Below are 13,779 nucleotides of genomic sequence, written 5' to 3'. Positions count from 1 at the left end.
CGGAACCTGTGGATATATTGCAATTAAGGGTACAAAAACGCCCCGGAACGCCGTGAATCCGCAAATTCTGATTAATTAGGGTACAGTGACAGCAGGCCTCAATCGCTGACATCACTCTGTGCTGGCTCAGGCTGACCGCATGCGCCTGCCGATAGGCAGGACCATGTGTTCGAAAGATGTCAGCAACCTCCAGCTTCGGGCGCGGCAACGCCCGTGCCGGTCACTCCGCCCTTCGGCCCTGCAGCTGCGCCAGCAGCTCGTAGGGGCTGTCGGTGTCGCGGATCAGCTTGGTCGCCACATGGGTGTATTGCGCGGTGGTGCTGAGCTTGGCGTGACCGAGCAAAACCTGGATCACGCGCACGTCGGTTGGCACGCGGGTGGTCATAAAATGACTGTTAACTCCAAGATGCTCGAACTTATGAGTGTAAGCGATAATACTCCTGACCCGGACGGGGCGCAGTATGGCCGGATGGAAGGCGGCCGCCCGGACGGGAACTTGTCTGGCGGCGCATTGTTGTTTGCCGCCCTCGCGGAGATTGAACCCTACCAGAACTATGACCGCGTAAACGGCACAAAGACCATAGCGCAGGGTTGGGCATCCAGTGGGGTCACGGCGGTCGGTGTCGCGGGTGTGGCAAATCCCGACGACTGGAGTACATTCGAGTTACTGGCGTCCGACGATGACTTTCCCATTCGGACACGCAGTTACCTTCAATGGGCTGAACTGGATGCTTGGGACGCTGCCGGGGTCGCGCCGGGCGATGGCAATGCCAAGGCTCGCGTGATCGGATGGAAAATCTCCGCTGACGGATCGAACCAGGCATTTACCGGGTTACAGCGAGAACCGTACCTGAACTCCGATAATCTGGGCCTAGCCTACATGATTCAGAACGACATCAATTTCGCAGTAGCCGACGGAACCGTCCGCGGTGGACAGATGGCTATGCATGGCAACGGAAACGCGTCCATCGATAACATTATCGCGGCTGTCGAAAAGGCACGTTCCGACGGGATCGACATGGTGCGCCCGAGGATCGAACATTGCTCGATTACAGAAGACGATCAGATCGCAAGACTAAAGGAACTCGACATCTCGTGCTCTTTTCTGATCGCTCACGTGCTCTTCTGGGGGGAGGCTTTCCGCGATGTTGTGTTCGGCGAAGCCAAAGCTGAGAAGCTCGACCGTACAGGCAGCTTCGAGCGGGCGGGAATACCCTACTCACTGCACACGGATTACTCTGTTTCCACACTCACGCCTCTGGAGATGGTTGAAGTAGCAGTTAACCGGACACTCTTCACTGATCCTGACTACGTTCTGGGCGAAGAAGAGCGAGCTTCGATTGACATGGCCCTCCGCGCCGTGACCAGCGTTCCGGCGTTCCAGTTGCTTTCGGAGGACGAGATCGGAAGCATTGAGGTTGGCAAACTGGCGGACCTTGTGGTCTTGGCTGATGATCCAAGGACCGTGGGTCTCGATCAGATTGGTGAGATTGAGGTGCTCGAGACTTGGATGAACGGGAAACGCACGTACTAAGTCACCGATTTCAACCGCAGCCTGAGCGTCCAATTTCCCGCAACGCTCATCCAAATAAAGAGTTCACATGACCAAGCAAAACACTCTAACCTTAGCATCCGCCGCATTGGGAATGTTTCTGCTTGCGGCGAGCACATTGTCGCTGTCCGCTGATGAAGCTTCCCATGCCCTCGGTGCGGAAAGTGCAACCGGCGCTGGCATTGTGGTCCCGGCAAAAAGCTGGGATGTATCGGCAGCCGCCGAAAACCAGATCGACACTGTCCACTTTATTGAGGGCCAATTCGTTAAGGAAGGTGATCTGCTGGTAACCTTCGATCAGGTCTTCAAGCAATGGGATGCCAAAATAGCCGAGTTGGCTCACCAGCAGGCCGTGGCTGAACTGGAGCTGGCCCAGGCTGACTTGTCCAGAAAGAAGCAGTTGGGCGCCAATTCAGTTTCTGAAGTTGAGATTGCACAAGCTGAAGCGCGCGTCGAAATCGCCGAAGCAACCGTTGAGACAAAGAGGCTCAATGCGGAAAAGGCCAAGGCTATCTCAGATCTCCAGCTCATCCACGCACCGTTCGACGGCCAGATGAGCGCGCCGCGTTTTCGAGATAATGCAAACGTCGTCGCCGACTCGCCCGAAATCGGAACGCTGTATCAACTTGATCCGATCCACGTTCGCGTGGCGGGCACGTACGAAAAGCATCAGGAACGCATCCTAGCGGGCGAAAGCCACGAGAGTGTAATGCGCAGCCTGACACTAGTGTTGGAACTGCCGGAAGGTGGTGAGTTCCCACACCAGGGACGCCTGATATCAACGCCGTTCGAGTTCGATCCGGAGACAGGGATTGGCTACAGCATCGCCGAATTCCCAAATCCCGAACTCCTGTTGCGTCCCGGAATGAAGGTCCGGGTGACTTCCTTCGAAAAAGCAGGCCAATGACCTTCTCTGCAGTTTCAAGGAGAAAAAAATGAAGTGGTTTTACCCGGTTGTGTCGGCCGCCCTCCTGGCCTCACCCGTCTTCGCGGACAGTCATAGCCAAACACGGCACTTCCTGTTTGTAGGCACTCCAAATGCTGCCGCTTGGAAATCCATGATCGATGCCCCCGGCGATCGAGAGGCAAGCGTTCGAGGACCTATCGAAGCCCTTGGCGGTGACTTGCTCGCGTATTTCTGGGGGCTCGGCAATGGAAAGAATTACATCCTCGTCGAGTTGCCGGATGATCCAACTTTCATCCAGGCGTTCTATCTCACGCGCCTCGGTGACGGGCTTCTCAATGGCTATCAGATGATCGAACTCATGAGCTCCGCCGACATGGCCGAGGCCCTTTCTCGTGTCTCAGAAGTCAAGGAAGCCGAAGCCAAGCAAAAATGATCCACTTGGACGCGGCTGCGGGCCCATGTGTCGACTGACCAATAACCTGCTTCCGGTACGCCAGGCCAAAACACTATCTTAGAGAAAGGAAACGCGAAAAAATGAAAATTCCACCCTTCAGCCTCACCGCACTTACGGCAACTGTGATCCTGTCTGGCACGGTTTCGGCCAACGCTGACGAATTTGACTCGCGTTGGGCGCTGGTTTCTGACGCCTATGCCAGCGTCGACGCAATCCTTGGCGGCGAGGGCGACACTGTTGGAAAGTTGGCGCAGCTGGATCAGGCGTTGTCCGAACTGAAGGCCAAGTGTGACACGCTGAATGTACATTTTGAGCGCGCTTCGTGCCACGAAGATGTTCGCCGTCTGATGTCGATTTCACAATTCATGGCCGACCCTGAAGATCCGAACCGTAACGACAGTTTCCCGTCACACATCCCGGATTTTGTTAGCCCCGAGATGCGCGAAATCATGGTGAATTGGACACCAGGCTGGCTGGGCGCGACGTGGGAGGGTTATCCGGAGCCAGACGACTATGGCGCGTGGCAATCGCTGCATGACGCTCAGATCGACCCGATGATGGAAGCCGGGAAGAAGCTTCTCACGACAATGAACCTCACAACCGAGGAACGGGAAATCGGTGGCGTTAGGACCGTTACGGTCAGCCCAAGCGAGAACCGCCACCCGGGTAAGGCGTTGATCCATGTCCACGGCGGCGCCTTTTACGGAAACACCCCGGAGACAACCTTCGACCGGACAGCTCCGCTTGCCGATCACATGGGCATCGATATTGTTTCCGTCGACTACAAACTGATGCCCGCGCCTGACTGGGACATTCTGGACCAGCGCGATCAGGTGATTGCTGTCTTCGATGCTCTTACCGGCGAAGGTGGTGACTACGCTCCGGAGGATGTGGGGATTTATGGCTGTTCTGCTGGTGGCGGGCTGGTCGCTATGTCCACCAACGAGATGTCACATCGTGGCGGACCGCTTCCTGGCGCCGCTGTCATGCAGAGCCCGCAGACCGATTTTTCCTTTAACAGCGACTCGACCTGGACGCTGCGCTACCACGATCCTCGGACACTGGTGGACAACCTCATTGATGCAGTCTGGCCAATGCTCGGGATCACCGAGGAAAAGGCACAAGATCCACGATACTCGACCGTCTACGACAACTTTGATGGGCGGGACTTCCCTCCGACAATGGTCCAGGTGGGTACCAAAGAAATTCAGATGAGCGATGGTATCCGCATGTATGGCGTTCTGCGCAGCGCCGGACACGAGGCGGTCCTCGATGCCCACGACGCGATGCAACACTGCTTCCACGGTCACTGGGGTACACCAGAAGCCGCCGAAGCTGTCCGTCGTGTCGCCGAGTTTTTCGAAGAGCATCTGGGTTCCGAATGAGGAGCCCGGGCGTTGCAATGGAGGCCCGATACAATCGCCGCCACTCTGCGAGCGCACAGAACCGTCCTGATGAACCGGCCAACCGGGTTCACTGCGGTGGCTGGAATTTTGCTCAATTATGCTGTTCCCGGCGCCTGCCCGATCTGGAAATGGAGAAGCGGTTCATTCGGGTTGGTGACGAAATCCTCGAGGTCACTCAAGATCTTTCAACCGTTGTGGATGCTGTCGGAGTTGTTGGAAACCTTCTCAAGTGAACCAAAGAGAACAATGGCGACATCTCTGACCAGAGTTGATCTCTCGTCCGGTTCCGCTCCCAATGAGCCATACAAAATAGCGAGTGACTGTTTCAAGAGTATCGGAGAGCGGTTGCTGCCCTCGAGTATGCCGCTCTCCCTTCATTTCAAATGGCGCGACTGGAGCGTGACATGATGCAAAAAACGTGGTTTGGTCGCATCGGCCTCATTCTTTCAATTCTGGCGTTCCTGGCAATTGGCAATCCGGCAAACGCCCAGACCGCTGACGCACCGATCACTTCGACTGGATCTTTAGAAGCAGCTCAAAATGCTTCCGTGCCCGCGGATGACCTAAGCATTTTCCTCTTACCGTTAACCGGCGCCGATCTCGCCCTTGTCGCTGAAACCTGGCAAAGTCATACAAGAAACTTACTCGAAGGTTTGTCTGCGACAAACCTTGCCCTCAGGCAGGCAACAGGCGCCCAGGAAAAAGCGCTTCGCGCGCGTTTTGCCGAGGAAAGCGAAGCAATCACAGTCACCATGGAAAAGTATCAGATGGTTCTGGACGCCTGGTCGGCCAAGGGTGGCGCCGATGAGGATGTCGCGGCGCATCGTAGCTATGTTACAGCTGTGATCGCTGGCACCCTGAAGACGACGGACATAAAGACCCTTTTGGCGAAGGCGTGGGGCTGGTTGACGTCCAGCGATGGCGGTCTGGGTGTGGTGTTCGGAATACTGGGCGTTGTCGCGGCAATCTGGGTCATGATGATAGTGTCTCGCATCGTGCGCAACATGGCACACCGTGGTCTTGATCGCGTGCCGACCATGTCCCGTCTGCTGAAATCCTTCGTCATCGGTTTGGTTTATTGGGCGACGCTGGTTCTGGGTGTGCTGGTCGTGCTCGGACTGTTTGGCGTGAATGTCACCCCGCTTTTTGCGGTTTTCGGCGGTCTTTCCTTCATCCTCGGCTTCGCGCTTCAGGAAACGCTGGGCAACCTTGCCAGTGGCCTGATGATCATGGTTCTGAAACCTTTTGACACCGGCAACTACATCCAAGTGGGCGGAGCATCCGGTACGGTGGATGAAATGTCCGTTGTTTCGACCAAGATCCGAACATTCGACAACCAAATCATCATCGTGCCCAACAATAAGATATGGGGCGACACCATAACCAATGTGAGCGCTGCAGAGGAGCGGCGCGTCGATCTAGTATTCGGGATCGGCTATTCCGATTCCGCAGCACGAGCCATCGAAGTATTGCAAATGCTCGTAGAGAGCCACCAGGCTTGTCTTGCCGATCCACCGCCGGAAATCTTCGTTGGTGAATTAGGCGAAAGCTCGGTCAACATCTTTTGCCGACCTTGGGTCAAGTCGGAGGATTATTGGGACGTCTACTGGGACCTGACCGGTCAGGCCAAGGATCGCTTCGATGCAGAAGGCATCTCTATCCCGTTCCCGCAACGCGACGTTCACCTCATCCAATCGCCAGAGGCGGTTTGAGCGAAGCCTCCACGGATCATCACGAGATGAATTGCAGCATGTTCAAAGAACCCGAACAGAATTCCCTTCCCCTCCGTTTGTGCAAAGGATCGATGATCCTCGCTCTCTTGGCCATTTTGTTGCTTGCACCGGTATTGCCAAGTTGTTGACGTGAGCCTGTTAGGTATTGGCAAAAGGTGAGCAGCCTCATCTGACTGGTCCAAGTTGATTGTTAGTGCATGATCGGCCTGTAATCCATCAGGATGATGGTTTCGGGCGCTGGCGGGCGATAGCCCAGAGCACTGTGGGGGCGTTTTGTTCGTCTATTCTGGTGACACCAACCCGAACAAGTGGTTCGTGGAAAACGCTAAAGAAGCTTATCTTGTCATTCACGAATGCTACTTAACGATCCAACAATTCATCGATATCAAAAACTACGACCCTGAAACCGCGTGCAAGATCACGTCTTTCGGAAAATGCGCACCCTTAAATGAGATCGTCACGGCCTGCTCCTGGGTTCTGTTGCGAAGTTTTGGTTGGATGACAAGAACGCGCTGTGGCAATGGGTTTAAGAGGCGAGTTGCGCGAACTGGCGAAATGGAGAGAGTCCGGGTGTAATTTGGCCTTTGCGGATCATGTGAGCCACTTCGATCCCATCGAGCGTTGCCGCCGCTGAAGAGAATGCCTTGAACCCCAGCATTGGCCGAGTGCGTTTCTTAATGAAACGATGATCCTGTTCCACGATGTTGTTCAGGTATTTCCGTCTGACCATCTCGATTGGGATCGGACAACCAAAGCCTTTAAGCATCTTGTTGATTGCTTTGATACCAGCGGTATTCGCACCGCTCTTGTCGATGACAATCTTTCGTGGAAGTCCGTTGCATTCCAGCATTCGGGCGAAGAATTTGGTGGCCGCGGGTTTGTTTCGACGCTGCGAAAGCATAAAATCAAGCGTTTTCCCGTGCTTGTCGACAGCTCGATAGAGATAGACCCAGTTGCCTCTCACCTTGATGTAAGTCTCGTCCATTCTCCAGGAGCGGTCGCACGGTCCCTTTCGACGACGCGCCGCTTCAGCGATTGCGCCTGCATACCGCGTCACCCAGCGGTTCAGTGTAGTGTGATCCACTGCAACGCCTCGTTCATGCATGATCTCTTCCAGATCGCGATATGACACACCGTATCGGACATAGAAGAACACTGCGAAGAGGATCACATCTTTCGGATACTGTGCGCCTTTGAAAGAGATCATAAACAAACTTTCGACTTCAATATTTCGATTTCCATTCACTCGAAGCACTAGTGAGAGGCAACAGTCAAAAGTTTGCAACAGATCCGAATGTCGTCCTGCTGGGGTACGACCTCTGCCCCACAGTCTCGATCACGCGGATTTCGGAGGAGGCGCGTGAAGCGATGGCCTATCTCTGGCGCAACGCACCGGATCTCGGCATCAGCCGCGACCGGATCACTTTCATGGGGCATTCGGCCGGCGGGCATATCACCCAGATGATGATGGCGACGGACTGGCCCGCCTATGCCGAAGACTTGCCTGCGGATCTGATCAAAGCAGGCATCCCGGTATCGCCGCTCAGTTATCTGGAGCCCGTGCGCCTGACCGAAGCGTTGAACTCCGGTATCCGCATGGATGCCGCCGAGGCCGAGCGCGAAAGCCCGATGACAAATCATCCGCCCGTCACCGACGCGCCGCAACTTGTTGTGGTGGGGGGCAAGGAGACGGATGAGTTCCACCGGCAGGGCCGGATGTATGTCGAAAAGTATCAGACCGGAAGCCGGTCAATCGGTTTTTACGTGGTCCCCGGTGTGGACCACTTTGACGAGCTGAATGTGCTGACGGATCCATCTAGCGAATTCTTCAAGAAAACCTGTGCCATGCTTGGCCTCAACAGAAAGAGTGAAACATGACTGAACTTACCCGTGACCTCGTGGATGCCGTTGGCGATGCATTTAACGCAAACGACATCGATGCCGTAATGAAGTACTTTGCCCCGGACGCTGTGTTCGATCACGCCACCGGGCCGGAGGTATTTGGCAGCCGGTTCGAAGGGGCGGAGACCCTGCGCGGTCTGTTTGCCGGCCTGTTCGAGAAGGTCGAGAATGTGCATTGGGAAACGCTGGACTGCCGCATCGCGGGCGATAAGGCCTATTGCGAATACCGCAAGCGGGTAACTCACAAAGACGGCTCCACTGAGGATTACCACAGCGTCGACATCCTGACCTACCGCGACGGCCTGATCGTCCGCAAAGACACCTACTACAAGCACCGGGCCGCCTAGGGTCAGGATTCATAACCAGTATATGACGGTTGCCGCGAGTGCGATGGCTGATAGGAAGACCTTGGGGCAACGGTCGTAGCGTGTTGCCACGCGCCTCCAATCCTTGAGCCTGCCAAACATGATCTCTATGCGGTTTCGCCGCTTGTATCGGCGTTTGTCGTATTTGACGGGCGTCTTGCGCTGCATTCGGCCGGGGACGCAGGCGCGTATCATCGCCGCGCGGTCGAAAGCGAAGACGAAGCTTTCTTCTTACGCATTTCGAATGTCGGCGATTACCGCTATGAAGGGGCAGATCTGGGCATCCTTGTCACCAGGGGTAGATCGATGACCAAGGGGTTCCAGCTCAAAGCCAAGTCGAAGAACTGGATCGCAGGCATCAAGAACGCATTTTCGGCCCGTCCGCTGCCCTCGGCTCAGGCATTTGAGGATCCGGCGTTTAAGATTATGTAGGCCGAATGAAACTTACTTTTCGTGCCGTGGAAGAAAAAAACCCGGGCAGAAGCTGTCGGCAATTTTTTCGGAATATCGAAATGCCTACATTCAATGGTGGGCAAGCGAAGGATTATCGTCGCGTCCAACATACTCTGAATGCCGCCATGCGGTGAAAACATACATGCCGGAAATGCTCGAACCGTACGACATGCTCTGCGCTGCCTTTGGCGCAGGCGACTTGGAGGCACGGTTTCTGAGTTTCTATTGCCCGCCGCGCTATCTGGCCGGGTGCAGCCAAGCGATCTGGCAGGGATCAGAACCGCTGATGGTGCGGAACTATGACTACGATTTGGCTGCCTTTGACGGGATTTTCCTGACGACCGCTTGGTCCGGTCGCCAGGTAATGGGCACGTCGGATGGGCTATTTGGATTGCTGGACGGCATGAATGATGCAGGGCTTACTGTCTCCCTGACATTCGGCGGTCGCCGTGAGGTTGGCGAAGGCTTTGGGGTTCCCCTGATCCTACGGTACCTATTGCAGACCTGTTCGACAGTAGATGAGGCAAAGAGTGTTCTATTTCGCGTCCCGTGCCATATGAGTTACAACGTCACGGTTCTGGACCGGGAGCGGAACTTTTTCACAGCCTATCTTGCTCCGGACCGACCGACACTCATTACCCGCGCAGCTGTTTCAACCAACCACCAAGAGCGCGTGGAATGGAAGAGCCACGCGCGTCTCACAGCGACGGTCGAGCGAGAACGATACCTTCTGCACCGCCTGACTTTGCATCCTGAGACGAAAGAGCTTTTCGTCCGGGCCTTTCTCAAACCGCCACTTTACTCGTCTGCCTTTGATCGAGGTTTTGGAACGCTGTACACCGCAGCTTATCACCCCCATAATCTGTCCGCCGAACTCCTCTGGCCAGGCAGGAGATGGCAAAAAAGCTTCGATCAGTTTAATGCGGACAGTGTGAAGGTTGTCTACCCGCGACAACTGGCTTGAAGCCTGATGCCTGCCGTAAAACACGATGCCTATTTTGAGTGTACGACTTTCCTCTAAAGAAAAACTCTTCCGCGCTAGGGCCTGGGAAATTAGTCGTGATGATCCCGGCTTCGCCGTGCGGAAACGTGGCAAGGGTTATGCTGTCGCTGTGCATCTAGATGATTGGCTTGGTGGCAGGTAGGGCAAAGCGCAATCGCGATCTCAATGCTCTCGCCGGTCTCGTAGTCAAAGCAATGTTCCTGTCCACAGAGTTCGAGAATCTCTCCGCGTTGGATCAGTTCCGATACGGTGGCGCCGCAGTGATCACAGAACCCATTTGCGAGAGCGGCTTTGAGATCGGGCAAATCCACAGTTTTCTGAAAGTTGCACTTACTCTTACTCATATCCTTCCAAAACCCCGCTCAACGTACTCAATCATATCTCGGTGGTGTTAGACTTCAAGGTTCGGCGATGTGATTAAGGTGGCTTGCGGTTTTGGCCCAGCTAATCCTATGAGCTGCGTTTTTGCCGCGGATTTAGTCTAGCGAGCATTCAACTAAAGGATTCCGCGAGACTACGAAGCTGTTGCGCGGCCTGGCCTGGTAACCCGTCTGCCTCGCTCTCATCGAACACCGCATAGGCGGCATATGCAAAACGGGGCGCAGCCTCGGCCAAAGCGAGCCACCCTTCCTCAAGCTCTCGTTTGATCACGCGCTTGGGAAAGTACCCGGCTGCGGGAACTGACTTCAGGTACTGAAGACCCAGGGTTCCGATACCAAGCTGAAGGCGCGGCGTGTCGAGCTCTGGAAAGTTCAATAGATGGTCGGCCCGGAATTCAGGGCCCCAATCAATCAAAACGTAACTGTCATCCTGAACAGTTGGAAGGGCGTCAGGGCCGCTGGTGACCAGGACAAACTCATCTTCAAAGAGTTGTAGCGCAGATAAGCCCGACACGCTTCGCGGCCGGTACAAGACTGCAATATCGAGGTTTCCCTCCTCAATCTCACGAGTCAGGGCCTCGGAAGAAGCGGCTGACGCCCTGAATGCGACATCTGGCAGCGATGTCATTAGCCCCGGTAACGCGTTGGTCAGGTACCCGTCCCAAAGGCTTGGAGCCGCGCCGATTTCCAGCGCGGCCGTCATTGAGGTTGGAAGGCTCGCGTCCAACTTTGCCTGTGTCCAGGTGCGCACAAGAACTTGTGCATGTTTTAGAAAATGCCGCCCTGCTGGTGTCAGGGTCGCGCCGGATTTTCCTCGTTCGAACACAGACTGGCCAAGTTGCTGCTCAAGCGTACGAATCCGCATGCTCACTGTCGATTGCGTGACATGAACCTTGTTCGCAGCATCGAAGAAGGTACCGGTTTCAACAACGGCCAGAAAAGTTCGGGCAAGTTCAATGTCCATGGGTTACCTATTGGAATTTCCGATATTATCTGCGAGAAAAATTCGTTATTCAACACGATACCTTTGTGCCATATTCCGATTGTAGCGCGAAAGTGCCCCCACCAGATCGGAACGCTAATCATCAGTTCTCATTTTGTAGTGGAGATCCCGACCTGAGGAGCCGTTGCAATATGAAACCAGTTGAATTGCCACCGACACCGGAGCGCTACACCAACCCCACTATGGGCGAGCCGCCCATTTTCTTATGGAGAACAAAAATGAGTCGAGTTTCCTTTGTTGCTCTGCTCTCTTCGTTGTTTGCTGTTCCGGCATTCGCCATGCCCGCTGATCATGACATGGACGGTGATGGCCTGGCGTCGCTGGCGGAGCTTCAGACCAAGTATCCTGAAGTCTCAGATGATCTTTTCCTCGAGATCGACGCAAATGCAGATGGTTTCATCAATGACGACGAATTGGTTGCCGCCGTTGATGCAGAGCTTCTCCCCGGTCCCGCAGGGGATCAGTAAGCAAAGGTCGCCACGGTTATGAGGAAGCCCATCCCACCCCATAAATGGCTGCTTGCCGCGATGGGTATCTGGTTGGTTCTGTCCCCGTTTGTCCTGTTTCGTGAGGAAACTCTGTTGCAGGGCATGGCTGAACTTGAAGCTCTCGCCTTCATGGCCGTTGGCATTGGTGCCCTGGTCATGTCCGGCGCTGACGGCCGGAGCCACCTTCTCGCACGGGTGGCTCCGGTATCGGCACTTGGGTTTTCTCTGATCGCCGCACCTGCAGCGCTGAACTTCACGGGCCACATTGTGGCAACGGCCAATGCTTGGCTAACGGGATCGGCGCTGATCGCGCTCGCCGTATGGGAGGTAATGGTGAGCCGCGGATTGCGAGCGGTCTCGTAAACTGGCGCGGGGCGGGCAACTGCCCCGCGTTTTTACATTCAGACTATCTAAATGATCTCGTCTTCATCGAACATTGGATCGCCGTCGAGCTGATTGGCGATCATGTCGACCCGCATTTCAACATCTGCGCTCGTCGTTTTGGCGATATGAAACAAGGCGTCGCCCTCGTGCACAAATGGCAAGTTGGTGCGGCCCACAATGATGCCGTCAGACTCTCCAAGAACATCCATTCTAATTTCACCAAACGGGTCCGAGATCCGGCCGAGCAAGTCGCCAACCTTCACATATTCGCCCGCTGCCTTGAACGTTCTCAACAAACCACCGACCGGAGCGCGTACCCAGGAACTTGTCCTTGCGTGAACCGGCGCCTCACGCACGGTGGCGATGCCACGCTTGGCGACCATGCCCATCGCGTTCATAACCCGAAGGATACCTGCGAGACCCGCCCGTGCCGAAGCGCTGCTGCGCCAGATCGCCGAGAACGCGGGTGTCGACGGTGCGGTTGTTGCTGGCAAGGTTCGTGAAAACGAAGACGCTGCATTCGGCTTCAACGCTCAGACCGAAGAATATGGCGACATGTTCTCGTTCGGCGTGATCGACCCGGCCAAAGTTGTTCGTACCGCTCTGGAAGACGCGGCATCGGTTGCTGGCCTGCTGGTCACTACCGAAGCTATGGTTGCCGACAAGCCTGCCAAAGAAGGCGCAGCACCTGCAGGCGGCATGCCCGACGTGGGCGGCATGATGTAAGCCAAGTAGATGGAGAAGGGGGCTTTGGCCCCCTTCTTTTTTGGTATCCCAACATTTCCGCGTCGAGGAAAGCCTATCCAACCTTCCTTAACAGCGAATATGTGAAACATGCGCCTCCGCGCAATTTAGAAGACGGAGCGGGGAACATTAGCCGAGTTCGGAGATGCCTGATCCATAGGCATTAGCCCCCGGCGCGCCCAACTTCCTTCAGGATCTTGTTGGCACCCAGAATGATGTTATTGGCCAAGTCCTGGACTAGAACCATGTGGAAGTTATCAAAACTCCGCACAGTTCGACCCTCTTCATTGATGACCAACTCGTGAATACTCTAGGCCTAACGTGCGATCTTATTGCACGCCCAATGGGCGCGTTGGGGTTACGACAAAAGGCGCAGAAGAATATGTGCATCGTGGTTTTGGCCACTGTAGAAGACGGCGAGCACTTGAACGACCTGTTCGTCATCGTCGACTTCAAAATAGATGATCGCCTTGTTCTTGGTTACATTCCGAACGCTGTTGCCGAGATGCGGTCGTAAGGTGCCCTGGTGTGGAACGTTCACCAGGCTTTCGAGGCTCTCCTGAATCTCCATTACGCGCTTCTCAGCGCGCAGAAAAGCACTCTCCAGATCGTCGCCAAAGTGCTCAGCGGTTTCGACAAGATAGTCAAATATGAGATCAAGATCTGCGGTGACTTCTTCGGCGCGAACGACCTTATAGACCACGCGCGGCCCGCTTGCGTGCGATCATGTCTTCGGTGCGCTTTTTGCCCTCTTTGAGAGTAACGAAGGTTCCGTTACGACGTTGATCCAGCAGCTCTCGCAGTGCATCAGTGTTTCGCGATTGCTCACGCATCAGTTCAAGCCCATGTTGAAGGACGGCGGACAGGCTAGCATAGTGGCCCTGGTCGACAAGATTTCGCGCGTAGGCATCTTGTGACTCGGTTAGGGATATTGATGCTTTGACACTCATATCGGGCCTCGTATGTACTACTGAGTAGTATGGGAGCACGGCGAAAAGCTGTCAA

15 protein-coding genes and 5 pseudogenes are annotated in these 13,779 nt (G+C 55.2%); 12 read left to right on the top strand and 8 right to left on the bottom strand.

Annotated elements, in window-relative coordinates; all coding sequences use genetic code 11:
- Both ACR0K9_RS20520 and ACR0K9_RS20515 read right to left on the bottom strand, forming a co-directional pair.
- Window positions 1–208: pseudogene (locus ACR0K9_RS20520) on the bottom strand (hypothetical protein); the annotation flags it as partial.
- A gap of 12 nt (window positions 209–220) precedes the next feature.
- Window positions 221–367, bottom strand: a pseudogene (locus ACR0K9_RS20515) (tyrosine-type recombinase/integrase); the annotation flags it as partial.
- Between the two features lie 21 nt (window positions 368–388).
- On the opposite strand from ACR0K9_RS20515, the gene ACR0K9_RS20510 reads away from it, so the two are divergent.
- The 5 genes from ACR0K9_RS20510 to ACR0K9_RS20490 all read left to right on the top strand — a co-directional run bounded on the left by ACR0K9_RS20510 (window position 389) and on the right by ACR0K9_RS20490 (window position 6,031).
- Window positions 389–1,534 (top strand): amidohydrolase, encoded by a 1,146-nt coding sequence (locus ACR0K9_RS20510; RefSeq protein WP_480825858.1) that lies wholly within the window; start codon window positions 389–391, stop codon window positions 1,532–1,534.
- Between the two features lie 67 nt (window positions 1,535–1,601).
- A complete protein-coding gene (locus tag ACR0K9_RS20505) occupies window positions 1,602–2,459 on the top strand; it encodes an efflux RND transporter periplasmic adaptor subunit (RefSeq protein WP_170514627.1) in 858 nt (285 codons plus the stop codon).
- A 28-nt stretch (window positions 2,460–2,487) separates the two neighbouring features.
- A complete protein-coding gene (locus tag ACR0K9_RS20500) occupies window positions 2,488–2,892 on the top strand; it encodes a GYD domain-containing protein (RefSeq protein ID WP_170514629.1) in 405 nt (134 codons plus the stop codon).
- A 101-nt stretch (window positions 2,893–2,993) separates the two neighbouring features.
- Entirely contained in the window at window positions 2,994–4,298 is a 1,305-nt protein-coding gene (locus ACR0K9_RS20495) for an alpha/beta hydrolase (RefSeq protein ID WP_170514632.1), read from the top strand.
- A gap of 425 nt (window positions 4,299–4,723) precedes the next feature.
- Window positions 4,724–6,031, top strand: a complete 1,308-nt coding sequence (locus tag ACR0K9_RS20490; RefSeq protein ID WP_170514635.1) for a mechanosensitive ion channel family protein — start codon at window positions 4,724–4,726, stop codon at window positions 6,029–6,031.
- 547 nt (window positions 6,032–6,578) lie between these two features.
- Here ACR0K9_RS20490 and ACR0K9_RS20485 read toward each other — a convergent pair.
- Entirely contained in the window at window positions 6,579–7,259 is a 681-nt protein-coding gene (locus tag ACR0K9_RS20485) for an IS6 family transposase (protein WP_170514674.1), read from the bottom strand.
- A gap of 50 nt (window positions 7,260–7,309) precedes the next feature.
- Here ACR0K9_RS20485 and ACR0K9_RS20480 point away from each other — a divergent pair, with 50 nt between their 5' ends.
- Both ACR0K9_RS20480 and ACR0K9_RS20475 read left to right on the top strand, forming a co-directional pair.
- A complete protein-coding gene (locus ACR0K9_RS20480) occupies window positions 7,310–7,930 on the top strand; it encodes an alpha/beta hydrolase (protein WP_170514638.1) in 621 nt (206 codons plus the stop codon).
- The gene (locus tag ACR0K9_RS20475) at window positions 7,927–8,301 is read left to right on the top strand and encodes a nuclear transport factor 2 family protein (RefSeq protein WP_170514641.1); all 375 of its coding nucleotides are present in this window, start codon (window positions 7,927–7,929) and stop codon (window positions 8,299–8,301) included. Before ACR0K9_RS20480 ends, ACR0K9_RS20475 begins: the two co-directional genes overlap by 4 nt.
- Before the next feature lie 9 nt (window positions 8,302–8,310).
- Here the strand turns inward: ACR0K9_RS20475 and ACR0K9_RS20470 are convergent.
- Window positions 8,311–8,511, bottom strand: a pseudogene (locus ACR0K9_RS20470) (transposase); the annotation flags it as partial.
- Here ACR0K9_RS20470 and ACR0K9_RS20465 point away from each other — a divergent pair.
- Window positions 8,503–8,751: pseudogene (locus ACR0K9_RS20465) on the top strand (biotin carboxylase); the annotation flags it as partial. The pseudogenes ACR0K9_RS20470 and ACR0K9_RS20465 sit on opposite strands and share 9 nt — an antisense overlap.
- Window positions 8,723–9,736 carry a C45 family autoproteolytic acyltransferase/hydolase gene (locus ACR0K9_RS20460; RefSeq protein ID WP_480796162.1) on the top strand — a complete coding sequence of 338 codons (1,014 nt, stop codon included), beginning with the start codon at window positions 8,723–8,725 and terminating at the stop codon, window positions 9,734–9,736. The pseudogene ACR0K9_RS20465 and the gene ACR0K9_RS20460, both read left to right, overlap by 29 nt.
- A 531-nt stretch (window positions 9,737–10,267) precedes the next feature.
- On the opposite strand, the gene ACR0K9_RS20455 is transcribed toward ACR0K9_RS20460, so the two are convergent.
- Complete coding sequence (locus ACR0K9_RS20455) at window positions 10,268–11,119, bottom strand: LysR family transcriptional regulator (protein ID WP_170514644.1); 852 nt, start codon at window positions 11,117–11,119, stop codon at window positions 10,268–10,270.
- A gap of 170 nt (window positions 11,120–11,289) precedes the next feature.
- On the opposite strand from ACR0K9_RS20455, the gene ACR0K9_RS20450 reads away from it, so the two are divergent.
- Both ACR0K9_RS20450 and ACR0K9_RS20445 read left to right on the top strand, forming a co-directional pair.
- Window positions 11,290–11,625 carry an EF-hand domain-containing protein gene (locus ACR0K9_RS20450; protein ID WP_480796161.1) on the top strand — a complete coding sequence of 112 codons (336 nt, stop codon included), beginning with the start codon at window positions 11,290–11,292 and terminating at the stop codon, window positions 11,623–11,625.
- Window positions 11,626–11,643: 18 nt separating this feature from the next.
- Entirely contained in the window at window positions 11,644–12,009 is a 366-nt protein-coding gene (locus ACR0K9_RS20445) for a hypothetical protein (protein ID WP_170514648.1), read from the top strand.
- 47 nt (window positions 12,010–12,056) lie between these two features.
- On the opposite strand, the gene ACR0K9_RS20440 is transcribed toward ACR0K9_RS20445, so the two are convergent.
- Entirely contained in the window at window positions 12,057–12,413 is a 357-nt protein-coding gene (locus ACR0K9_RS20440) for a succinylglutamate desuccinylase/aspartoacylase family protein (protein ID WP_480796160.1), read from the bottom strand.
- 49 nt (window positions 12,414–12,462) lie between these two features.
- Between ACR0K9_RS20440 and ACR0K9_RS20435 the strand changes: the two are divergent.
- A pseudogene (locus tag ACR0K9_RS20435) lies at window positions 12,463–12,756 on the top strand (TCP-1/cpn60 chaperonin family protein); the annotation flags it as partial.
- A 376-nt stretch (window positions 12,757–13,132) separates the two neighbouring features.
- Here the strand turns inward: ACR0K9_RS20435 and ACR0K9_RS20430 are convergent.
- Window positions 13,133–13,477 (bottom strand): type II toxin-antitoxin system RelE/ParE family toxin, encoded by a 345-nt coding sequence (locus tag ACR0K9_RS20430; protein WP_170514262.1) that lies wholly within the window; start codon window positions 13,475–13,477, stop codon window positions 13,133–13,135.
- Window positions 13,467–13,724 carry a type II toxin-antitoxin system ParD family antitoxin gene (locus ACR0K9_RS20425; RefSeq protein WP_170514265.1) on the bottom strand — a complete coding sequence of 86 codons (258 nt, stop codon included), beginning with the start codon at window positions 13,722–13,724 and terminating at the stop codon, window positions 13,467–13,469. The genes ACR0K9_RS20430 and ACR0K9_RS20425 overlap by 11 nt, the downstream gene beginning before the upstream one ends.
- Window positions 13,725–13,779 lie beyond the last annotated feature (55 nt).

The sequence above is a fragment of the Ruegeria sp. L12 genome (assembly GCF_056531745.1).
Note: the sequence above shows the minus strand (reverse complement) of the source record. Positions and strands in the feature narration are given on the sequence as shown.